This is a genomic window from Pseudomonas sp. BCA17 (genome assembly GCF_004519405.1).
Classification (GTDB): Bacteria; Pseudomonadota; Gammaproteobacteria; order Pseudomonadales; family Pseudomonadaceae; genus Aquipseudomonas.
The window spans coordinates 419,868-442,669 of sequence record NZ_SGWI01000002.1; the positions used below are offsets into that span (position 1 = coordinate 419,868).

Consider the following 22,802-nt stretch of genomic DNA (forward strand, 5'->3'; position numbering starts at 1 on the left):
ACAGCCAGGGTCAGAAGCGGAAGGTAAACCCGGCATTGATCCCGTTGTTGTTACCGCGGTTGGACAACAGGCCGCTGTAGCTCAAGGACACCAGCGTGTCCGGGGTCAGGGCCATTTCCGCACTGGCCTTGATCACCGCGCCATCGCGGGCCACGGGCACACTGTTGACCGCAAAGGCCGTGTCGCTGCCGGCGAACTTCAGCGAGGCTTCACGATCGGTATCGCCAAACTGATGCTCCCAACCCAACTCACCGCGCAACGTGACCGCCGACGTCGAGCTGATCGGCAATTGGGTATGCGCGCGCAGGCCCAGTGTCGAGAGCGTGGCGTCCTGGCTTTGCTTGCTGGCATGCAAGGCCGCAGCGCCGCCTTTCTCCTTGAACGAATCGCTCTGGTAGTTCAGGTACGTCAGGTTGGCGAAGGGTTCGAACTGGCTCCATTGGGTGTAGCCGATCTCGCCGAACACTTGGTCGGTGCGGGCGTTGTAGTCGGCTTTGTCATAGTCCGACTGGTTGGCGTAAGCCACGCGGCGCGAGGCATCGATACGGTGCCACGTGGTGGCGCCCCCCAGGCGCAGGGCGATCGCGTCGAAACGTTTTCCGCCGTAGACCGACAGGTGATAGTTGTCGCTGTCTGCCGAAGCCGAAGTGCCATTGAGGTGGCTCTGGGTGTAGCCGGTGGCTGCGCCCACACGCCAGCCGTCGCCGACCTCGGTGTCCAGGCCCAACAGCACGCCGCTGGTGGACGAGGAATAACCGCTGGCGTTGTTGTCGCCGCTGACGTTATTGCGTCCCCCCAACAGTTGCACCCAGCCGCCATTATCGTGGGTCTCGATCTGCGCACTGGAATCCAGCGCCTGCGCCTGTTGCAGGCGGCCGTTGACCGCTTCACGCAGGTAACGGCTGTCTGCCATCTGCGCCGCCGCCACGTCGGAGTGCAGCTGCCCCGAGAGTTGCTTGAACGCAGCTTGCGCCTGGGCGGCCGAGTCTGAAGCGAGCAGGCTTTCATACACTGGGCTACCCGCGCCCAATGCCTCGGCCGCCGTCGCCACGGCGCGCTCGTTGCGCGTTTGCGCAATGCTGGCAAAGGTCGTCTGGTTGCGTTCTATGGCCAGGGTCAGCGAGTCAGGCTGGTAATTAAGCCGAGTCCCGATGAACAGATAATCAGGCGAGATCGCCGCAAACTGTCCGTTGATACCCTGGGTGGCGGTGAGGATATTGAACGGCTGGCCCAACAGGCTGCGCGCCTCGGTGGCGGACAACAGGTTAGGGCTGTTCTCCAGAGACACCGTCACCACACCGCCATTGAGGGTGGCGACGCCGCTGCTCTGGATCTGGTCGCTTCGCCCGTCAGGGCCGACTTCGACGGCATACACCGAGCCCGGGTTGAAGGTCACGTCGCCGGTGTGCAGCGTGCCAATCGAGTGGCCCGGTGCTACACGGCCACCGCTGTTGACGGTCAAGGCACCCACCGTACCGTTGCCGGCCAGCGTGCCGCCCAGCGTGGTCATCACGCCGTTATCGGCATTGCGCGTGCCCACGGCGCTGCCATCCACAGTTACCGCAGACGTCAATGAACCGTCCACCGACAGCTTGCCGCCGCGCACCCAAGTGCTGCCGGAGTAGGTGTTCTGGCCTTCCAGCACCAGTTCGCCGTCGCCGGACTTGGCCAGACTGCCGACATAGGTATTGCCGGTGAGCAAATCCTTGCCGCGTGCCAGCGTTGCCTGTTCGCGCGCATGGCCGATTTCATATTCAAACTGATCATCGTCAGAGGCATTCGCCGGCAAACCATTGAGCCAGCCCTTTTGTTGCTTGGTGGCCGCCCAGGTCGCCTGCTCGGTGGCGTCTTCTACGCGGCGGGCGCGGATCGCCTCATCGGAAATCGGGTTAGCCCAGATATCGCGTGTGCCGGCAGGCAATGCCACCGCCACCGAACCGAGGAACTGCCCCGGCCCCTGCATGGCTTTTTGCAGGTTGGGCAGGCCCCAGCCGCTGACCACACCCGGCACTTGCGGTGTGCCCGGCGCGGCATCGTGCACCGGTTGCAAGTTGTCGTAGGTGCGGCCACCGGTCAGGGTGCCCACGGGTGTGTCCGGCCCATCCGGCGCTTGCAGGCTGGAGGTGGTGAGCAACACATCCCGGGCCTGGCTGGCGGTCATATAGGGAAAGCGCTGGAGCACCAGCGCCAGCGCGCCGGAAACACTCGGTGCTGCAGCGGAGGTGCCGTTGGCGTTGGGGATGATTTCACCTTCGGGCCCGGTGGACGGAATCCCCGAAACGCCCATCACGCACCACCATTTCGAGGTGCCGCAACGGTTGTAGACCTGCGCGCTGGTCTCGTCATAACCGGTGATCGAGAGGAATCTGGCTTCGATATCCGGCTTGAAAAACGGCAGGTTGGCATTGGTGTCCGGGTTGGCGCCGTGGCTGTCGTTGCCCGCCGAGATGATCTGGATGAAGGTGTTTTGCCGGGCAGCGTCGGCCATGGCGTCCATCCAGGTTTTCTGGCCGGCGTGGGCCTTGTCCCAGAATGGACGATAGGCGGCGGTCATGTCGCGCAAGTTGTCGGCCGCGCTGTCGCCGACATTGCCGAAATGGTTTTCGACGTCATTGCGCGAGTTCTGCCCCCAGCTCTGATTGACGATCGACACGTTCTTGGCGGCCAGGGCGTTGTAGCTGGCCATGAACGCGTTGTAGTCCAGATCGTTGGAGCCCTGGAAACGGTTGTCGTCGGTACCGCCGGTGTTAGCGACAAAAATGTTCGCGTCAAAGGCAATGCCGTGCATGCCGGTGCCATTGCGGCTGGCGCCCAGCACTCCAGACATTTCCGTGCCATGGCCGTCGTTGATGGTCGGGTCGTACTCACCGGAAATACTGAAGTGCTCGCCTTTTTGAAATTCGCCGTCCGGGGTGTCATGGATATAGCGCGGATGGGTGGCGTAGTACTCACCCGTGGACGTCACCGCCTGTACACGGTCCTGGCCCTGGGCATTCTTGCCCTGGAACTCAAAGTGTTCAGTGAGAATGCCGGAGTCGAGCACGCCGACATTCACGCCCTTGCCGGTCATGCCCAAGGCATAGGCGAAATAGGCGTTGGTGCGATCCAGGCCGGAGTTGACCTGGGCTTCCGGGGTCTTCCAGGTTTGCGCGTTGGCGCTCCAGTCACGGGTGGCGGTGGCCCAGGACTGGCCGGCGTTGAGTTGCCCATTGAGGTTGCTGCTGACACCCGGCTCGACATAGGTGTAAGGCTTGGCTGCCGGCAGGTTGGCGATGATGGCCTTGGAGAAATCGAGAATATTGGTGGTGTAGCGGCCGCTGTTGCTGAAGAGCCGGCTGCGGTAGTAATCCAGGCGTGAGGTGTAGTCCAGCGGCCGCTTGGTGTCACCGAGCATGGCGCCGATGGTCAGGTTTTCCGGTTGCAACTCGTAGTTTTGCTTGAGAGCCGAATCGAATTTGGCGGACTGGCCGGCAAAGTCCTTGGCTGCAAGATCGACGATATCGGCATAGGCGAATCGCAGATTTTTATACACATCGGTATTCGGGCCAAACGACGCCACCGCTTTGCGAAATGCCGACTCCAGCACCTGGGCGGTGTAAGGGTTGCTGTCGTCCGCCCAGGCCGTTGGGCCGTGACCGAGCCATAAGGCCAGGCCGAGTGCGATGGGTGTCAGGGGTATCGATTTGCGCTTGCGATAAAACACAGTGGAGCCATTACCTGCTACGTCCATTTTCCTTTCCCTTTGGATATGTGCGTCGTCAATGAGCGATGTATCGGGCTTTTTGTAATAGGCAGGGTCACGCAGAAAACCCAAGGGGGTTTTCAAGATTTCGTCGAATGAATGAGGTGGTTTTCCGACGGGGTCACGCGGTGTTCTTATTGTTTTTGCAGCGGCAAAAAATGTAACAAAATAATTACAAAGACCACAAGCACCCTGGGCGCATTAACGAAGACAAATGTCGCCCACAACAAAAACCCCGGATTTCGTGAAAAATCCGGGGTGGTTCGTGGCATTTAGCCACCAACTATCACAGGTGTGTTTTTACAGGTGCGACTCGGCGTATTCGGCCAGGATCGAACGAGGCACCCCTTGCAGCGCGATGTGCACGCCGTTGGGGAAGTCTTTGAAGCGTTCCGTCAGGTAGGTCAGCCCGGAGCTGGTCGCGGACAGGTAAGGGGTGTCGATCTGTGCCAGGTTGCCCAGGCACACCACTTTGGAACCGGCGCCGGCACGGGTGATGATGGTTTTCATCTGGTGCGGCGTAAGGTTCTGGCATTCATCGATCAGAATCAGGCTTTGCTGGAAACTGCGACCTCGGATGTAGTTGAGGGATTTGAACTGCAACGGCACTTTGCTGAGGATGTAATCGACGCTGCCATGGGTGTTTTCGTCATCCATGTGCAAGGCTTCGAGGTTGTCGGTGATCGCCCCCAGCCACGGCTCCATTTTTTCCGCCTCGGTGCCGGGCAGGAAACCGATCTCCTGGTCCAGGCCCTGCACACTGCGGGTGGCGATGATGCGGCGATAGCGCTTGGTAACCATGGTTTGTTCGATGGCGGCAGCCAGGGCGAGGATGGTTTTCCCCGAACCTGCGGCGCCCGTCAGGTTGACCAGGTGGATATCCGGGTCGAGCAGCGCATACAACGCCAGGCTCTGGTAGATATCGCGCGGTTTCAGGCCCCAGGCTTCCTGGTGCAACAGGGGTTCCTGATGCAGGTCGAGGATCAGCAGCTTGTCGACCTGGATCTCTTTGATCCAACCCACGAAGCCCTGTTCGTCGACGATAAACTCATTGATATGCACGGCCGGCAGGTTGTCGATCAGTTGTACCTGATGCCAGGTGCGGCCGTGGTCCTGACGGGTTTCGACTTTGCTGACGCGGTCCCAGAACGAGCCGGTCATCATGTGATAACCACGGGACAGCATCGACACGTCGTCGACCAGTTGGTCGGTACTGTAGTCCTCGGCAGCGATCCCACATGCTCGTGCCTTGAGGCGCATGTTGATGTCTTTGGTGACCAGCACCACGCGCAGCTCCTTGTCGCGTGCGTGCAAGTCGATCAACTGGTTGATGATTTTGTTGTCGTTCAGATTCTCCGGCAGCAGGCTGTTGGGCTCGCTGCGCTTGCTCATCAGAATCGACAGCAAGCCCTTGGGCCCGCCTTTGCCACGCTGGATCGGCACGCCGACCTCAACGTCTTCGGGTGAAGCTTCACCCAGGGTCTTGTCGATCAGGCGAATCGCCTGGCGGCATTCGGCGGCCACGCTGTGGTGCCCGCTTTTGAGTTTGTCGAGCTCCTCAAGCACGATCATCGGGATGGCGACGTGGTGTTCTTCGAAGTTAAGCAGTGCGTTTGGATCGTGGATCAATACGTTGGTATCAAGCACATAAAGGATTGGCTGGTCGGAAGAAGGGTTACGTCCATGATCATCCATACTCGGTCACCTTTGTGGGAGCCATTCGACGCAATACCTGGGCGGTGCTGCGCCTCGATTCGACCACCGACCGCACCTGAGTGACGTCAAGCGCGGTGCCCACATGAGGAGTCTTGTAAGACGCCACCTGTGCTGCAGGTTTCGGCGATCTGACTTCGTAATACCGCAAAACCCATGACAGGAAAAAGCACTTTGACGCTTTTTTGAAGTTTATTTTTCAGGATGACGAATAGCACTAGCCGAGTGCCAGGTACCCCGTTAAAGTCGGAAGTCCGCCTGCATCGATTTGTCGCACAAAATCACCCAAAAAATGCTTGAACCCCAACAGGGCCGGGCGTTTCATCTTTTCAACGAAAAGCTTCCCGGCAGTCCTGCCAGCCCAGGCCACTCTGCGCCGTAGCCTGCAACAACAGCGGCAATGCCACCCGCGCCTTGTCCTGAGTGTCGTGGAACACGATCATCCCTCTGCGCCACAGCAACATCAGCGTCAGCACCCGCTGCGCCGATTCATCGGCCTTGAGCTGGCCCGGCTCATCCTGGGAGTCGATATCCCACAACGCCACCTGCAGACCTTGCGCCTGGAAGAAACCCTGGCTGTCCGCGCGACGCTGGCCGTACGGCGGGCGAAACAGCGGCACGTAGTTTTCCGGCATCAGGTTTTGCGTCAGTGACGCACTGCGGGTGATGGAGCTTTGCCAGTCGACCCAGTGGCTATGGGACCGGTATTGCCAACCCTGAGTCCCCACGCACTGGCCTTGGTACAGCGCCTGCACATCGCTGGCGGAACTGCGCTCCAAGCGGGTTTGCAGGCTGCTGCCGAGGGCGAAGAAAGTGGCGTTCATCTTCTGTTTGCGCAAATAGTCGGTGAGCCAGTCGGTATTGCCGTTGAGCGGTGCCGGGCCACCGTCGAAGGTCAGCAGGAACATTCGGTCGTTGAGCTCGTCGCCATTGCGTTCATGGTCACCAAAACGCGCCACTTCGCTGCTGATCTGCGGGAACAGCGCGGCCTTGCGCAGCAGCTCATCGAGGTAGCGCTCATGGAAGCGGTGGCTCGGCCCCGCCCAGCCTATATAGAAAGAATTTTCACTGACCTCGAACTTGCCGGCCTGCTCGCGCAGGTCATCCATGTTCTCCACCAGGTAGCAAAACGAGGCATCTTCCTCGCAACTCTGCTGGGCGAAGGTGTAGTTCTCCAGCAGGCGCTGCCAGAGCTGGCGACGCATGTCGTTGATGGATGCCAGGTTGATGATCTTCAGGCCCAGCCGTTGCTTGAGCACGGTTTCATCCTGGGCCTCGCTGGCCAACAGGCTGTGGGCGAACATCAGGATTTCCGCACGCGAGGCCACATCGAACAGCGCCGGGCTGCTGAGCTTTTCGGGCCAGGTGCCGCGATCCAGGCTCGCCAGATCCACCGACGCGGCCTGGGCATTCAGGCATAACAGACAAGCCGAGATTAAAAGCGCGATTCGCACACAGGGTCTCCCTCTCCAGAGTCACCGGGCATCATAGCGGATCGCGACTATCGCCATCATAGGTGGAGTCAAAACGCTGCACCCCCTAGAATCGCCCCCACGATTTAAGGAGACGACTTCATGCTGATGGTGATTTCCCCCGCCAAGACTCTCGACTTCGAGACGCCGCCGGTAACCCAGCGCTTTACCCAGCCGCAGTACCTGGACCACTCCCAGGAACTGATCGAACAATTGCGCGGACTGAGCCCGGCACAAATCAGCGAGTTGATGCACGTCTCCGACAAGATCGGCGGCCTCAATGCTGCGCGCTTCGGCAGTTGGACGCCCGCCTTCACCCCGGCCAACGCCAAGCAGGCGCTGCTGGCCTTCAAGGGTGACGTGTACACCGGCCTGAACGCTGAAACCTTCACCGATGCCGATTTCAGCTACGCCCAGGACCACCTGCGCATGCTCTCGGGCCTGTATGGCCTGCTGCGCCCCCTGGACCTGATGATGCCGTACCGCCTGGAGATGGGCACCAAGCTGGCCAACGCCCGTGGTAAGGACCTCTATGCGTTCTGGGGTACACGCATCAGCGAGTGGCTCAATGAAGCCCTGGCCGAACAAGGCGACGATGTCCTGCTCAACCTGGCTTCCAACGAGTACTTCTCTGCGGTCAAGCGTACGGCCCTGAACGCACGCATCATCAATACCGAGTTCAAGGACCTGAAGAACGGCCAGTACAAGATCATCAGCTTCTACGCCAAGAAGGCCCGGGGCATGATGAGCCGCTTTGTGATCGAACAACGCATCAACAACCCTGACCAGCTCAAGCAGTTCGACGTGCAGGGTTATCGCTTCAACGCGGAGCAGTCCAAACCGGATAATCTGGTGTTTTTGCGCGATCACGCACCGGAATAAGGCCGCACCTCTTTTTCAGACAACGGAATCCAGAGGTGGGTGGGGGCAACCCCCCCACCCTTTCTGCGTGCTTTTCACACCTCAAAACAGTCATTTATTTGACGCCAAAAAACAGTCTGAAACATCTCTAACTTTTTTTTCACTCGACATTTCCGATTTTTTTTCGTAGTGGCACCAATTTTTAAAATCACTAGTGGCACAAAACTATCCCCGCGCGTCAACTACCTGTAACTACTAGGCCAAATAGCAAGTGCTATCAATATAGTACCAGTGCCATCTTTTCCCATATTTCAAGAAATTTCCGGAAACAGGATGAGCGGCCCGGAACTTCGTCCTAAAGCACCGCTCATACCACCGGTAACGAAATTCTCTGGTTCTGTAGGAGATGACTTACATGGCAGACCAACGGAAGTAGCGAAGTTGTCATATTAAACTTCGACTCAGTGGTCATATTACCAATCGATCAGTAGAGAGCGGCGATAAGGATCCATTGCCACGAACTATAAGGCCAAGGCTGTGCTTACCCTAATGGGTCAGTGATAAAACCCAAGGCATTGATAATTAAAGGCTTAAAGCCTCTATCAAGGCTCTGCGGCACTGGCGCCAAGCCCTTCTCCCAGGAAGGCTGGCTGCATTTCAGGGCAAGCCCCAATAACAAGGCCAAGTTGCGCACAACTTGAGTGCAATAATTAGTCACTCGTTATTCAACATGCCTGCACGCGGCTAGTCGGCGTCTATTCGCCTAACTTTCGCGGCACTTGTGACGCTTGCAAACATGAACTCCAGCCATCTAATGGCATGATTTAAATACAGAGGTAATTGCGATGCGCATCAGCATATTTGGTCTAGGTTACGTTGGCGCAGTATGTGCCGGTTGCCTGTCTGCCCGTGGCCACGAAGTGGTCGGTGTAGATATCTCCAAGGAAAAGATCGACCTGATCAACGCTGGCAAATCGCCAATCGTTGAACCAGGTCTGGGCGAACTGTTGAGCCAGGGCATCGCAAACGGTCGCCTGCGCGGCACCACCAACTTTGCCGAAGCCATCCGCGACACCGACCTGTCGATGATCTGCGTTGGCACGCCGAGCAAGAAGAACGGCGACCTGGAACTCAACTACATCGAATCGGTGTGCCGCGAAATCGGTTTCGTCCTGCGTGACAAGACCACCCGCCACACCATCGTGGTGCGCAGCACCGTGCTGCCGGGCACCGTCGCCAATGTGGTGATCCCGATCCTCGAAGACTGCTCCGGCAAGAAAGCCGGCGTCGACTTCGGTGTTGCGGTCAATCCGGAGTTCCTGCGTGAATCCACCGCCATCGCCGACTACGACCAGCCACCGATGACCGTTATCGGCGAGTTCGACACAGCTTCCGGCGACGTGCTGCAGTCGCTGTACGAAGAGCTCGACGCACCGATCATCCGCAAGGACATCGCCGTCGCCGAGATGATCAAGTACACCTGCAACGTGTGGCACGCCACCAAAGTCACCTTTGCCAACGAGATCGGCAACATTGCCAAGGCCGTCGGTGTCGATGGCCGTGAAGTGATGGAAGTGGTGTGCCAGGACAAGACCCTCAACCTGTCCCAGTACTACATGCGCCCAGGCTTCGCCTTCGGTGGCTCGTGCCTGCCCAAGGATGTCCGCGCGCTGACCTACCGCGCCGGTTCCCTCGACGTGGAAGCACCGCTGCTCAACTCGCTGATGCGCAGCAACGAGTCGCAGGTACAGAACGCTTTCGACATCGTTTCCAGCCACGACAAACGCAAAGTCGCCCTGTTGGGCCTGAGCTTCAAGGCCGGCACCGACGACCTGCGTGAAAGCCCATTGGTGGAACTGGCGGAAATGCTGATCGGCAAGGGCTACGACCTGAGCATCTACGACAGCAACGTCGAGTACGCCCGTGTACACGGTGCGAACAAGGACTACATCGAAGGCAAGATCCCGCACGTGTCGTCCCTGCTCAACTCGAACTTCGACGACGTGATCAACAACTCCGACGTGATCATCCTCGGCAACCGTGACGAGAAATTCCGTGCCTTGGCGCAGAACGCTCCGGACGGCAAACAAGTGGTCGACCTGGTGGGCTTCATGTCCAAGGCCACCTGCGCGACAGGCCGTACCGAAGGCATTTGCTGGTAAGGAGCAGCGGCTAGTTTCAAGCGGCAAGCTGCAAGTTAGAAGCGATGTTTTTCAGCTTGTAGCTTGCGGCTTGTGGCTCTACTCCCTCGTGACGGATACAAATATGCGACGGTTAAACCAAGCGACTGGCTGGCTATTCTTTCTGGGGCTTTTAGCGCTTCTAGCTCTGGCTCTGCCAGCCAGCACCTTCGACTCCGAGTCGAAGAATTTTATTTTCCTGATTGGCGCCGTCGGTATCTGGCGCTACTCCATGGGTGCTACGCATTTCTTTCGCGGCATGCTGTTCCTGTACGTGGTCTACCCGCACCTGCGGCGCAAAGTACGCAAGCTGGGCAAGGCCGCCGACCCGTCCCACGTGTTCCTGATGGTCACCAGTTTCCGCATCGATGCACTGACGACCGCGCAGGTCTACAGCTCGGTGATCCGCGAAGCCATCGAATGTGGCTTCCCCACCACCGTGGTCTGCTCGCTGGTGGAGATGTCCGATGAGCTGCTGGTCAAGAGCCTGTGGGAAAAGATGAACCCGCCCGCTCACGTCAAGCTCGACTTCGTGCGCATCGCCGGTACCGGCAAGCGTGACGGCCTGGCCTTCGGTTTCCGCGCCATCTCCCGCCACCTGCCGGATGACCGCGCCGTGGTTGCCGTGATCGACGGCGACACCGTGCTCGCAGAAGGCGTGGTGCGCAAGACCGTGCCGTGGTTCCAACTGTTCGGCAATGTCGGCGGCCTGACCACCAACGAGTTCTGCGAAGTCCGCGGTGGCTACATCATGAGCGAATGGCACAAGCTGCGGTTCGCCCAGCGCCACATCAACATGTGCTCCATGGCCCTGTCCAAGCGCGTGCTGACCATGACCGGGCGCATGTCGGTGTTCCGTGCCAGCGTTGTGACCGACCCGGGCTTTATCGCCGACGTGGAAAGCGACTCGCTGCAACACTGGCGCCTGGGCCGTTTCAAGTTTTTGACCGGTGACGACAAGTCCAGCTGGTTCAGCCTCATGCGCCTGGGCTACGACACCTTCTACGTGCCGGATGCCGCGATCAACACGGTGGAACACCCGCCGGAAAAGAGCTTCATCAAGGCCAGCCGCAAACTGATGTTCCGCTGGTACGGCAACAACCTGCGCCAGAACTCCCGGGCCCTGGGTCTCGGGGTACGCCGCCTGGGTCTGTTTACCAGCATCGTGCTGTTCGACCAGCGCGTGTCGATGTGGACCTCGCTGCTCGGCCTGACCGTAGCCTTCATCGCGACCTTCAAATACGGCGGCGCGTTCATCCTCGCGTACCTGCTGTGGATCGGCATCACTCGCCTGATTCTCACCCTGTTGCTGTCGTGTTCCGGGCACAAGATCGGCCCGGCCTACCCGGTGATTCTCTATTACAACCAGATCATGGGCGCACTGGTGAAGATCTACGTGTTCTTCCGCCTTGATCAACAGTCCTGGACCCGCCAGGACACCAAACTGACCCGCGATTTGGCCAGCTTTCAACGTTGGTTCAACACCTGGTCGTCTCGGACCATGACCTTCTCCGCCGGGAGCATTTTTGTCGCCGTGCTTTTGATGATGGTCTGACCCTGCCAAGCCTGAATTAACTAGGAAATCGAACAGTATGAACAGCCCAGTAAACGCCAATGTTGTCCACGAATCCGAAGCCCAGCGCCAACATGCCCGAGTCAAGATTCCGGCCAAGTTGCGCTTCTTCAACACTGACCACGCACCGACCGAAGCACGGGTGCTCGACTTGTCTGCCGGGGGCCTGGCATTCACCGCCACCCAGCCGCTGACCGTCGGCGCAGTGCACAAAGGCCGCCTGCAATTTGTCATCGACAACCTCGGCCTGGCGATGGACGTGGAGCTGCAGATCCGCTCCTACGACCGCCAGACCGGCCGCACCGGTTGCCAGTTCCAGAACCTGGAGCCGCAAGACATTTCCACCCTGCGCCACCTGATCACCTCACACTTGTCCGGTGACATCGTGACCATGGGCGACGTGCTCGCCACCCTGCAACGGGATAACTTCACCAAGGCGCGCAAGGTCAAGGACAGCGGCAGCGGCATGACCGCGTTCGGTCGCCTGCGGGCAGTGACGTTCAGCGCCGGGATCTTCATCGTCGGCCTGGCGGCATTCGGCTTCATCTTCAAATCGCTGTACGGCATGTACTTCGTCAGCCACGCCCAGGCCGGCCTGGTCAGCGTACCCGGCATGAACGTGACCATGCCCCGCGACGGTACCGTGCAAAGCCTGCTCAAAGGTGATGCGGTCGCCGCCAAGGGCGCGCCACTGGCGACCTTCAGCACCAGCATGCTCGACGTACTCAAGGGCCACCTGGACGAAGACCAATTGCAACCGGCCAAGGTTGAAGAACTGTTCGGTAAGCAAATGACCGGCACCCTGACGTCGCCATGCGATTGCGTGGTCGCCCAGCAACTGGTCGCCGACGGCCAGTACGCCAGCAAGGGCGATGTGATCTTCCACCTGGTACCTCGCGGCAGCCAGGCCAACGTGGAAGCACGCTTCACCTATCGCCAGTTCGCCGACGTCCGCCCAGGCACCCCGGTGAACTTCCAGGTGGCCGACGAGGAACAGGTACGCACCGGCACCATCGTCAGCAGCACCAGCCTGAACAGCGCCGACCTGTCTTCCGATATCCGTGTGCAGATCAAGCCTGACGCCCCGCTGGACAGCACCTACGCCGGTCGTCCGGTGGAAGTGTCGAGCGACCGTGGCCCATCGCTGAACTGGCTGATCGATAAAGCCATGGCCCACGGTCTGTAAGCGAGGACATGCCTGTGACGACTCATTTGAAAACACCGCAATCCCTGAGGGAGCGGGCTTACTGTGGCGAGGGAGCTTGCTCCCGTTCGACAGCGCAGCTGGAGCCCGCTTTTGGGGGCGGTGCGCACCCCAGCGGGAGCAAGCTCCCTCGCCACAAAAGCAGTTCCCACTTGGGTACAGTCGCGTTGCTGGCGCTTGCAGTCAGCCTGGCCGGTTGTGCCGGTCTGCCCGACCAGCGCTTGGCCAATGAAGCTCTCAAGCGCGGCGACACCGTGACTGCCCAGCAGAACTACCAGCAGTTGGCCGACCTCGGTTACAGCGAAGCCCAAGTCGGCCTGGCCGATATCCAGGTCGGCACCCGCGATCCGGCGCAGATCAAACAGGCAGAAGCCACTTACCGTGCGGCGGCGGACACCTCGCCGCGGGCCCAGGCGCGCCTTGGCCGCCTGCTGGTGGCCAAGCCCGGTGCCACCGAAGCCGAGCACCACGAAGCCGAAGCCCTGCTGAAAAAAGCCTTTGCCAATGGTGAAGGCAACACCCTGATCCCGCTGGCGATGCTGTACCTGCAATACCCGCATAGCTTTGCGAACGTGAACGCCCAGCAGCAGATCAGCCAGTGGCAAGCGGCAGGTTATCCGGAGGCCGGCCTGGCCCAGGTGCTGCTGTATCGCACCCAGGGCACCTACGACCAGCACTTGGATGACGTAGAACGCATCTGCAAGAGCGCACTGAACACCACCGATATCTGCTACGTCGAGTTGGCCACGGTCTACCAGAAAAAAGCCGAGCCGGAAAAACAGGCGCAGTTGCTCAAGCAGATGGAAGCAGGCTACAGCCGTGGCACTGTCACCGCACAGCGCGTCGACAGCGTCGCCCGTGTGCTCGGCGACGCCAGCCTCGGCACGCCGGACGAAAAAACGGCCCAGGCGCTGCTGGAGAAGATCGCCCCCGGCTACCCCGCTTCCTGGGTCAGCCTGGCACAGTTGCTCTACGACTTCCCCGAACTGGGCGACGTCGATCAGATGATGAAGTACCTGGACAACGGCCGCGCCGCCGACCAGCCGCGTGCCGAGCTGTTGCTGGGCAAGCTCTACTACGAAGGCAAGTGGGTACCGGCCGACGCAAAAGCCGCCGAAGCCCATTTCGAAAAAGCCGTGGGCAAGGAAGTGGCCGCCGATTACTACCTCGGCCAGATCTACCGCCGTGGCTACCTGGGCAAGGTCTACTCGCAAAAAGCCCTGGACCACTTGCTGACCGCTGCGCGCAACGGCCAGAACAGCGCCGATTTCGCCATCGCCCAGTTGTTTTCCCAAGGCAAGGGCACCAAGCCCAACCCATTGAACGCCTATGTCTTCAGTCAATTGGCCAAGGCCCAGGACACACCTGAGGCCAATGAATTGGCCACGCAGCTCGAAGCCCCGCTGACGCCAGAGCAGCGCGCCGAAGGCCAACGCCTGGTGCAACAAGAGCTGGCCACCCGCGGCACCCTGGCCCAGAGCACGCTGCAACTGCACGCCCTGCAAGAAGAAGACGGCGAGGAATCCCTATGAAGCTCAACCCATTCGTCAAGGCCGGTATTGGCCTGACCTTCGCCCTGCTATGGTCGTGCCCGACCCTGGCCGCGCTGACCGAAGCCAAGAACTTCGGCCTGGAAGTGAAAATCACCGGGCAGTCCGAAGACGACCGCGACCTGGGCACCAAGCCCGGCGGCGACGTCAACGGCATCGGCCTCGACCTGCGCCCGTGGGTCTATGGTGAAAGCGGCGCGTGGAGCGCCTATGCCATGGGCCAGGCCGTGACATCGAGTGACATCATCGAGACCGACACCCTGCAACAGTCCTCCGATGACGCCACCGAGCAGTCGAGCAATGACGACCGCAAAACCAAGAAAAACTACCTCGCCCTGCGCGAGTTCTGGGTCGGCTACAGCGGCTTCACGCCCTACCCCGGCGAGCTGCTCAAGTTGGGTCGCCAACGCCTGCGCAATGACGACGGCCAATGGCGCGACACCAATATCGAAGCGCTGAACTGGACGTTCGACACCACCTTGCTCAAGGCCAACGTCGGCGCCGCCGAGCGTTTTAGCGAATACCGCACCGACCTCAAGGAACTGTCGCCCAAGGACAAGGACCGCCAGCATTTCTACGCCGATGCGTCCTACCAGTGGACACCGGGCCAGTGGATCGGCCTGCGCGGCCACCATACCCATGACGACGGCAAGCTCGACTACGCCGAACCCGGCGTCGCCAGCGACCCATTGGACAAGCGCGAAAACGGCGACCTGACCTGGCTCGGCATCGAAGCCAACAGCGACGCCTATAACTGGCGCAACACCAACACCGTCAACTACTGGGCCAGCATCACCGGCATGCAGGGCAACCGCGACACGGTCAACGCGTTGAACGCCGATGGCACCCGCCCGAGCAACGCCAAGCGCAGTGATGACGTGAATGGCTGGGCCACCGATATCGGCGTGCGCTTGCGCCTCGATCCGCAATGGCAAGTCGGTGCGGCCTACTCCCGCGCCAGCGCCGAATACGAGCAGAACGGCCTGCAGAGCAACCGCTCGAACTGGACCGGCACTCAGTCCCGCGTGCACCGCTTCGGCGAGGCGTTCCGTGGCGAGATGAACAACATGCAGTCGATGAGCCTGTTCGGTTCCTGGCAACTGCGCGAGGACTATGACGCCAGTCTGGTCTACCACAAGTTCTGGCGTGTGGACGGCAACAAGCCGGTGGGCAGCAACGGTATCGACGCCGTGCAGAACAATACCGACGACGTGACCGGCGCGATCCTGTCCAGCACTTCCCTGCCCCTTGAAGACGGCAAGAAAGACCTGGGCCAAGAGATGGACCTGGTGGTCACCAAGTACTTCAAGAAGGGTCTGCTGCCGGCCGCGCTGAGCCAGTCGATCGACGAACCCTCGGCCCTGGTGCGCTTTCGCGCAGGCGTGTTCAAACCGGGCGATGCCTATGGCAGCCAGGTCGACTCGTACATGCACCGCGCCTTTGTCGACGTGATCTGGCGATTCTGATGGGAGCCTGTGCAATGAACGCTCAAAGCCTACTCGTCGCGGCAATGCTGCTGGCCAGTGCCACGGCCTCTGCCGATCAGGCGGCCAAGGCGCCGACCATCGCCAAAGGGCTGCAACAGGCCAAGACCTACACCATTTCCAGCCCGCCGACGGCGCCGCTGGAAATGGCCAAGCCGGCCCTGCCTGACCTGTCGGGCTACACCGCCGCGGCGATGGAAAAAAAGATCGTAAGAACCAAGCCGGGCAAAATCAGCATTCGCCGCATGATGCAGGAAGATGCGCTCAAGGACTTTATCGGCGGTGACAACAAGATGGCCGAATGGGTGGTGCGCCAGCATGGCATTCCCCAGGCGATCTTCGTCGATGACGGTTACATGAACCTCAAGGACTTGCTCGGCAAAGTGCCCAAGCAGTACTTCAGCGAGGCCTCGCCGGGCGTGTTCCTGGCCAAGCTGCCGATCGTGGTCGGGCGTAAAGGCATCCTGGAAATCGACAAGAAAACCCAGGAACTGCGCCTCTCCCAGCAAGCCGGTTCGTTCCTGATCAACGATGGCCAACTGTTCGTGCGTGATACCAAAATCACCGGCTGGAACGAAAAGACCAACGGGCCGGCGCTGTTCCAGTCACCCAAGGAATTCCGTCCGTTCCTGCTGGCCTGGGGCGGTACCGAGACCTACGTCGCCAACAGCAAGATGGCCAGCTTCGGCTACGCCAACAGTAAGTCCTATGGGGTGAGTATTTCCCAGTACACGCCGAACATGGCCAAGGTGCTCAAGCGTCCCGAGCCCACCGGCTGGATCATCGACTCCGAGTTCTCGGACATGTGGTACGGCTTCTACTGCTACGAAACCACGGGGTTTGTGCTCAAGGGCAATACCTACAAAGACAACATCGTCTACGGCATCGACCCCCACGACCGTTCCCACGGCCTGATCATCGCCGACAACACCGTGTACGGCACCAAGAAGAAGCACGGCATCATCATTTCCCGTGAGGTAAACGACAGCTTCATCTTCAACAACCGCAGCTACGACAACAAGCTCTCGGGCCTGGTGATCGACCGTAACAGCGTGAACAACCTGATCGTCGACAACGAGATCTACCGCAACCACACCGACGGCATCACCCTCTATGAGAGCGGCGACAACCTGCTGTGGGGCAACAAGGTGATCAGCAACCGTCGCCACGGCATTCGCGTGCGCAACAGCGTGAACATCAAGCTGTACGAGAACACGGCCATGGCCAACGGCCTGACCGGCGTGTACGGCCACATCAAGGACCTGACCGACACCGACCGCGACATCGCGCTCGACCCGTTCGACGCCAAGGTGTCGCTGATCGTGGTCGGCGGTGAGCTGGCGGGTAACGGCAGCGGGCCACTGTCCATCGACTCGCCATTGAGTATCGAGCTGTACCGCGTGTCGATGCTGGCACCGACCAAATCCAGCGGCATCAGCTTCTCCGGCGTCCTAGGGGATCGCCAGGAAGAGATTCTCGACCTGCTGGTACGCCAGCAGAAAGCCGTGCTGATCGACCCTGTCGAACGCCAGACCGAAATGCAGGATTGAGGATGACCCTTATGCACCCACACATGATCAAACTGCTGAGCCTATCGGGTCTGACCCTCGGCCTGCTCGCGGCCAGCCAGGGCGTACGCGCCGATGAAGTGAAAGCCCCGACCTTCACCGCCGAACCGTGCTGCAGCCTGTGCCCGGCCGCCCACGACGCGAAAAACTACACCACGCGTTACCAGCAGAATTTCACCACCCTGGTGCAGGCCCAGGGCGACTGGCTGTTCCGTACCCAGGAAGATTTGCGCACTGAATTCGACACCAGCCCCGCCGGCTACAAACGCATGCAGCAACTGCACGATGCCTTCAAGGCCAAGGGCGTGGAACTGGTGGTGGTCTACCAGCCGACCCGCGGCCTGGTGAACCGCAACAAGCTCAACCCTGAGGAAAAAGCCAAGTTCGATTTCGACAAGGCGCTGGCCAACTACAAGACCATGCTCGGCCGTTTCGCCAAGATGGGCTTTGTGGTGCCGGACCTGTCACCGTTGACCAATGAGCAACTGCCCGATGAATTGCCGGCCCACGACTTTTACTTCCGTGGCGACCAGCACTGGACGCCCTACGGCGCCCAGCGCACCGCGAAAATCGTCGGTGCCAAAGTACGTGCGATGCCTGAGTTCGCGGATATTCCCAAGCGTGAATTCGAAACCAAACGCTCCGGGCGCATGGGCAAGACCGGCACCCTGCACAATATGGCCGGGCAACTGTGCGGCACCAGCTACGCGATCCAGTACATGGACCAGTTCACCACCGAGCCCAAGGGCGAAGCGGGCGACGGCGACCTGTTCGGTGATTCGGGCAACCCGCAGATCACCCTGGTGGGCACCAGCCACAGCGGCAAGAACTACAACTTCGCCGGCTTCCTGGAAGAGGAAATCGGTGCCGACATCCTTAACGTCGCCTTCCCTGGCGGTGGCCTGGAAGGTTCGATGATCCAGTACCTGGGCAGCGATGAGTTCCAGAAGAGCCCGCCGAAGATTCTGATCTGGGAGTTCTCGCCGCTGTATCGCCTGGACCAGGAAACCATCTACCGCCAGATGATGGCGCTGCTCGACAACGGCTGTGAAGGCAAGCCCGCGCAGATGAGCGCCAGCACCACGCTCAAACCGGGCAAGAACGAACTGCTGGTCAACAGCTCGAACAAAGACCTGCGTAACAGCAGTCATCAAGTGGATATCCGCTTCGCCGATCCGTCGGTGAAAACCTTGCAAGCCACCCTCTGGTACATGAACGGGCGCCATGAGGACATCAAGATCGAGAAACCCGAAACATCCGATACAGATGGGCGTTTCGCCTTTGAACTGCGCACCGATGAAGACTGGGCCTCGCAGAACTTGCTGGCTGTGGAAGTGCAGGGTCCCGAAGCGGGCGCTGCCGCGCAAAAGGTCGAAGCGAAAATTTGCACACGCAACGTATTCCCAAGCGGTGGTCAGCAGACCGCCCAACTCGGGAAGTGAGGTGACTTATGCAAAAACTATGGATTCCATCGTTGCTCGGCCTGGCGATCTTCGCAGGTTCAGTCAACGCCGCCGCCCCGCTGCGGCCACCCCAGGGCTACTTCGCACCGATCGAAGCGTTCAAGACCGGCGACTTCAAGGAAAACTGCGACACCATGCCGACGCCCTACACCGGGCCTCTGCAATTTCGCAGCAAGTACGAAGGGTCGGACAAGGCTCGCGCCACGCTGAACATGAAGTCCGAGCAGGCCTTTCGCGACAGCACCGCCGATATCACCAAGCTGGAAAAAGACACCAGCAAGCGGGTGATGCAGTTCATGCACGACGGCCGCCCGGAGCAGCTCGAGTGCACGTTGAACTGGCTGGTGTCGTGGGCCAAGGCTGACGCATTGATGTCCAAGGACTTCAACCACACCGGCAAATCCATGCGCAAATGGGCGTTGGGCAGCATGGCCTCGGCCTATGTGCGCCTGAAGTTCTCCGACTCCCACCCGCTGGCCAACCATCAGCAGGAATCGCAGTTGATCGAGGCCTGGTTCAACAAGCTGGCCGATCAAGTCGTCAGCGACTGGGACAACCTGCCGCTGGAAAAAACCAACAACCACTCCTACTGGGCCGCCTGGTCGGTGATGGCCACGTCCATCGCCACCAACCGTCGCGACCTGTTTGATTGGGCGGTGAAGGAATACAAGGTCGGCGTGAACCAGGTCGACGACCAAGGCTTCCTGCCGAATGAACTCAAGCGTCAGCAACGCGCATTGTCCTACCACAACTACGCGCTGCCGCCGCTGTCGATGATCGCCAGTTTTGCGTTGGTCAACGGCGTAGATCTGCGCGAGGAAAACCATGGTGCGCTCAAGCGCCTGGGCGAAAAGGTGCTGGCCGGGGTGAAAGACCCGAGCATCTTCGAGCAGAAGAACGGCAAAGAACAGGACATGAAGGACTTGAAACAGGACATGAAATTCGCCTGGCTCGAACCTTTCTGCACCCTCTACACCTGCGCCCCGGATGTGATCGAGCGCAAGCACGGGATGCAGCCGTTCAAGACGTTCCGCCTGGGCGGCGACCTGACCAAGGTCTACGACCCGACGCATGAAAAAGGCAAAAAAGGTTCCTGAGCGAACCCGGTAAAAAAATGTGCGTGGGGCAAGCCCCCACCCACATTTTCAAGCCGGTTTCATCAGTAGGAATGTAGTACCGCCTCCCCGAATTCGTGGGGGGGTTTGGGGGGGCCGTTGGCCCTTGACTGTTGGTTAAACATGGAGAGATCGGGATGGTTTTCTCGTCCAATGTGTTCCTGTTCCTGTTCTTGCCGATCTTTCTCGGCTTGTACTATTTGAGCGGGCAACGCTATCGCAACCTGCTGCTGCTGATTGCCAGCTATGTGTTCTACGCCTGGTGGCGAGTGGACTTCCTGGCGCTGTTCGCCGCCGTGACGCTGTGGAACTACTGGATCGGCCTCAAGGTCGGTGCAGCCGGCGTGCGCACCAAGCCGGCTCAACGCTGGCTGCTGCTCGGCGTGGCGGTCGACCTGTGCATCCTCGGCTACTTCAAATACGCCAACTTCGGCGTCGACAGCATCAATGTGATGATGAAGTCGATGGGGCTGGAGCCGTTCATCCTCACCCACGTGCTGTTGCCGATCGGGATCTCGTTCTACATCTTCGAGTCCATCAGCTACATCATCGACGTGTACCGCGGCGACACACCGGCCACCCGTAACCTCATCGACTTCGCGGCGTTCGTGGCGATCTTCCCGCACCTGATCGCCGGCCCGGTGCTGCGCTTTCGCGACCTGGCCGACCAGTTCAACAATCGCACCCACACCCTCGATAAATTCTCCGAGGGCTGCACGCGGTTCATGCAGGGTTTCATCAAGAAGGTGTTTATTGCCGACACCCTCGCGGTGGTGGCCGACCATTGCTTCGCCCTGCAAAACCCCACCACGGGCGACGCCTGGCTCGGTGCGCTGGCCTACACCGCGCAGCTGTACTTCGACTTCTCCGGCTACAGCGACATGGCCATCGGCCTGGGCTTGATGATGGGTTTTCGCTTCATGGAAAACTTCAAGCAGCCTTACATCAGCCAGTCGATCACCGAATTCTGGCGGCGCTGGCACATCAGCCTGTCCACCTGGCTGCGTGATTACCTGTACATCACCCTGGGCGGTAACCGCAAAGGCACGCTGACCACCTATCGCAACCTGTTCCTGACCATGCTGCTCGGTGGCCTTTGGCACGGCGCGAACATCACCTACATCGTGTGGGGTGCGTGGCATGGCATGTGGCTGGCGATTGAAAAAGCCATCGGCCTCAACACTTCCCCGCGCAGCTTCAACCCCGTGCGCTGGGCGTTGACCTTCCTGCTGGTGGTGATGGGCTGGGTGATCTTTCGCGCCGAAAACCTGCACGTCGCCGGCCGTATGTACGGCGCGATGTTCAGCTTCAACGAATGGTCGCTGTCGGAACTTAACCGCGCCAGCCTCACCGGCCTGCAAGTGGCGACCCTGGTGGTGGCGTACGCAACCCTGGCGTTCTTCGGCCTGCGTGACTTCTACAGCAACCGCCCCGCCGAGAAAGCCAAGCCGGCCGACCCGAGCCTGATCAAGGCGGTACCGGGCGACAACCCAGGCAGTATCCATGAGCCAGGCTTCACCGTTGGCCGGGATGCCGCCGTGCAACCGGCCTACTGGACCGCTGACTGGCCACGCTACGCCATGCGCGCTGCGGTGCTGCTGCTGTTCGTGGCGTCGATTCTCAAACTGTCGGCGCAGAGTTTCTCGCCGTTCCTTTACTTCCAATTCTGAGGGAGCCGACCATGACCCGTTCATTCCGCATCCTCTATATCGGCCTGTTCCTGGCGCTGCTGCTGGCCCTGGGCGCCTGGTCGCTGCGCAGCTTCTTCGGCTTCAGCACCAATGCCGACGCGACCGTACTCAACGGTCGCTGGACCAAGGCCGTCGAGACCCACTACGACGAAGAGTTCCCGATCAAGCGCCTGGGCACCAACCTCTGGGCGGCGCTGGACTACAAACTGTTCAATGAAGGCCGCAAGGGCGTGGTGCTCGGCCGCGATCACTGGTTGTACAGCGACGAGGAGTTCAACCCTACCGCCAACGAAGACCAGAACCTGCAAGACAATTACGCACTGGTCGAAGGCGTACGCCAGAAGCTCAAGGCCCAAGGCATTCAACTGGTCATGGCGATCGTGCCGGCCAAGGTGCGCCTGTACCCGGAACACCTGGGTGAGGTGAAACCGGCGAGCATCCACGCCAACCTGTACCAGGACTTCCACGCCCGTGTGGCAGCCGACAAGATCATCGCTCCCGACCTGCTTGGCCCGCTGCAACAGGCCAAGCTCGGCGGCAAGCAGGTGTTCCTGCGCACCGACACCCACTGGACACCGGACGGTGCCGAAATCGCCGCCAAGCAAATTGCCAAGGTGATTGCCGACAAGACGCCCTTGAGCGGCGAGCCGCAGCGCTTTGTCACCGAGGCCGAAAAAACCGAGCCGCATAAAGGCGACCTGCGCCTGTTCCTGCCCCTGGATCCGCTGTTCGAAAACCTGATGCCGCCCAAAGAGCCGCTGCAAAAACGCGTCACTCATCTGGCTGAAACTAAAGGTGACGATGCGTTGTTCAGCGACAGCGAACACCCGGTGGCCCTGGTTGGCACCAGCTACAGCGCCAACCCCAACTGGAACTTCGTCGGTGCACTCAAGCAAGCCTTGCACAGCGACGTCATCAACTACGCCGAAGACGGCCACGGCCCGATCCTGCCGATGCTCAGCTACCTGAAAAGCGATGACTTCAAGAACAGCCCGCCACAAGTGCTGATCTGGGAGTTTCCTGAACGTTATCTGCCCGTGAACAACGAAATCGGTGACGCCGACCCCTCGTGGGTTGCGCAGCTTAAACAAGCCGGTTCGCGCCAACAGAACATGGCACTGAACACCCCAGTTAAAAACCAAAAATCCGAGACGCCCGACCGGGCGCAAAACTGAAAGAGAGGTAA

At 60.0% G+C, this 22,802-nt stretch carries 14 protein-coding genes; 11 read left to right on the forward strand and 3 right to left on the reverse strand.

What is annotated here, in order from left to right; genetic code table 11:
* Window positions 1-10: 10 nt before the first annotated feature.
* The 3 genes from EXW71_RS10805 to EXW71_RS10815 all read right to left on the reverse strand — a co-directional run bounded on the left by EXW71_RS10805 (window position 11) and on the right by EXW71_RS10815 (window position 6,909).
* A complete protein-coding gene (locus EXW71_RS10805; RefSeq protein ID WP_134658532.1) occupies window positions 11-3,730 on the reverse strand; it encodes an autotransporter domain-containing protein in 3,720 nt (1,239 codons plus the stop codon).
* 312 nt (window positions 3,731-4,042) lie between these two features.
* Window positions 4,043-5,437: a PhoH family protein gene (locus EXW71_RS10810; RefSeq protein ID WP_060753866.1), complete on the reverse strand. Its 1,395-nt coding sequence runs from the start codon at window positions 5,435-5,437 to the stop codon at window positions 4,043-4,045.
* A 347-nt stretch (window positions 5,438-5,784) separates the two neighbouring features.
* On the reverse strand, window positions 5,785-6,909 hold the full coding sequence (locus EXW71_RS10815) for a polysaccharide deacetylase family protein (RefSeq protein ID WP_134658534.1): 1,125 nt from the start codon (window positions 6,907-6,909) through the stop codon (window positions 5,785-5,787).
* Window positions 6,910-7,029: 120 nt separating this feature from the next.
* On the opposite strand from EXW71_RS10815, the gene yaaA reads away from it, so the two are divergent.
* The 11 genes from yaaA to EXW71_RS10875 all read left to right on the forward strand — a co-directional run bounded on the left by yaaA (window position 7,030) and on the right by EXW71_RS10875 (window position 22,791).
* Window positions 7,030-7,809: a peroxide stress protein YaaA gene (gene yaaA / locus EXW71_RS10820; RefSeq protein ID WP_134658536.1), complete on the forward strand. Its 780-nt coding sequence runs from the start codon at window positions 7,030-7,032 to the stop codon at window positions 7,807-7,809.
* Between the two features lie 824 nt (window positions 7,810-8,633).
* Window positions 8,634-9,950, forward strand: a complete 1,317-nt coding sequence (locus tag EXW71_RS10825) for a nucleotide sugar dehydrogenase (protein WP_123714671.1) — start codon at window positions 8,634-8,636, stop codon at window positions 9,948-9,950.
* 103 nt (window positions 9,951-10,053) lie between these two features.
* The gene (gene alg8, locus EXW71_RS10830; RefSeq protein WP_123714670.1) at window positions 10,054-11,523 is read left to right on the forward strand and encodes a mannuronan synthase; all 1,470 of its coding nucleotides are present in this window, start codon (window positions 10,054-10,056) and stop codon (window positions 11,521-11,523) included.
* Between the two features lie 37 nt (window positions 11,524-11,560).
* Complete coding sequence (locus EXW71_RS10840) at window positions 11,561-12,727, forward strand: alginate biosynthesis protein Alg44 (RefSeq protein WP_134658538.1); 1,167 nt, start codon at window positions 11,561-11,563, stop codon at window positions 12,725-12,727.
* 8 nt (window positions 12,728-12,735) lie between these two features.
* The gene (gene algK / locus EXW71_RS10845) at window positions 12,736-14,277 is read left to right on the forward strand and encodes an alginate biosynthesis TPR repeat lipoprotein AlgK (RefSeq protein ID WP_256657117.1); all 1,542 of its coding nucleotides are present in this window, start codon (window positions 12,736-12,738) and stop codon (window positions 14,275-14,277) included.
* Window positions 14,274-15,761 (forward strand): alginate export family protein, encoded by a 1,488-nt coding sequence (locus EXW71_RS10850; RefSeq protein WP_123714668.1) that lies wholly within the window; start codon window positions 14,274-14,276, stop codon window positions 15,759-15,761. Before algK ends, EXW71_RS10850 begins: the two co-directional genes overlap by 4 nt.
* Window positions 15,761-17,329, forward strand: a complete 1,569-nt coding sequence (gene algG, locus EXW71_RS10855; protein ID WP_134658542.1) for a mannuronan 5-epimerase AlgG — start codon at window positions 15,761-15,763, stop codon at window positions 17,327-17,329. Before EXW71_RS10850 ends, algG begins: the two co-directional genes overlap by 1 nt.
* Window positions 17,330-17,340: 11 nt before the next feature.
* The gene (locus EXW71_RS10860; RefSeq protein ID WP_134658934.1) at window positions 17,341-18,789 is read left to right on the forward strand and encodes an alginate O-acetyltransferase; all 1,449 of its coding nucleotides are present in this window, start codon (window positions 17,341-17,343) and stop codon (window positions 18,787-18,789) included.
* An 8-nt stretch (window positions 18,790-18,797) separates the two neighbouring features.
* Complete coding sequence (locus EXW71_RS10865; protein WP_134658544.1) at window positions 18,798-19,907, forward strand: mannuronate-specific alginate lyase; 1,110 nt, start codon at window positions 18,798-18,800, stop codon at window positions 19,905-19,907.
* Between the two features lie 155 nt (window positions 19,908-20,062).
* A complete protein-coding gene (locus EXW71_RS10870; protein ID WP_134658546.1) occupies window positions 20,063-21,595 on the forward strand; it encodes an MBOAT family protein in 1,533 nt (510 codons plus the stop codon).
* 11 nt (window positions 21,596-21,606) lie between these two features.
* The gene (locus EXW71_RS10875) at window positions 21,607-22,791 is read left to right on the forward strand and encodes an alginate O-acetyltransferase (RefSeq protein ID WP_134658548.1); all 1,185 of its coding nucleotides are present in this window, start codon (window positions 21,607-21,609) and stop codon (window positions 22,789-22,791) included.
* Window positions 22,792-22,802: the final 11 nt, after the last annotated feature.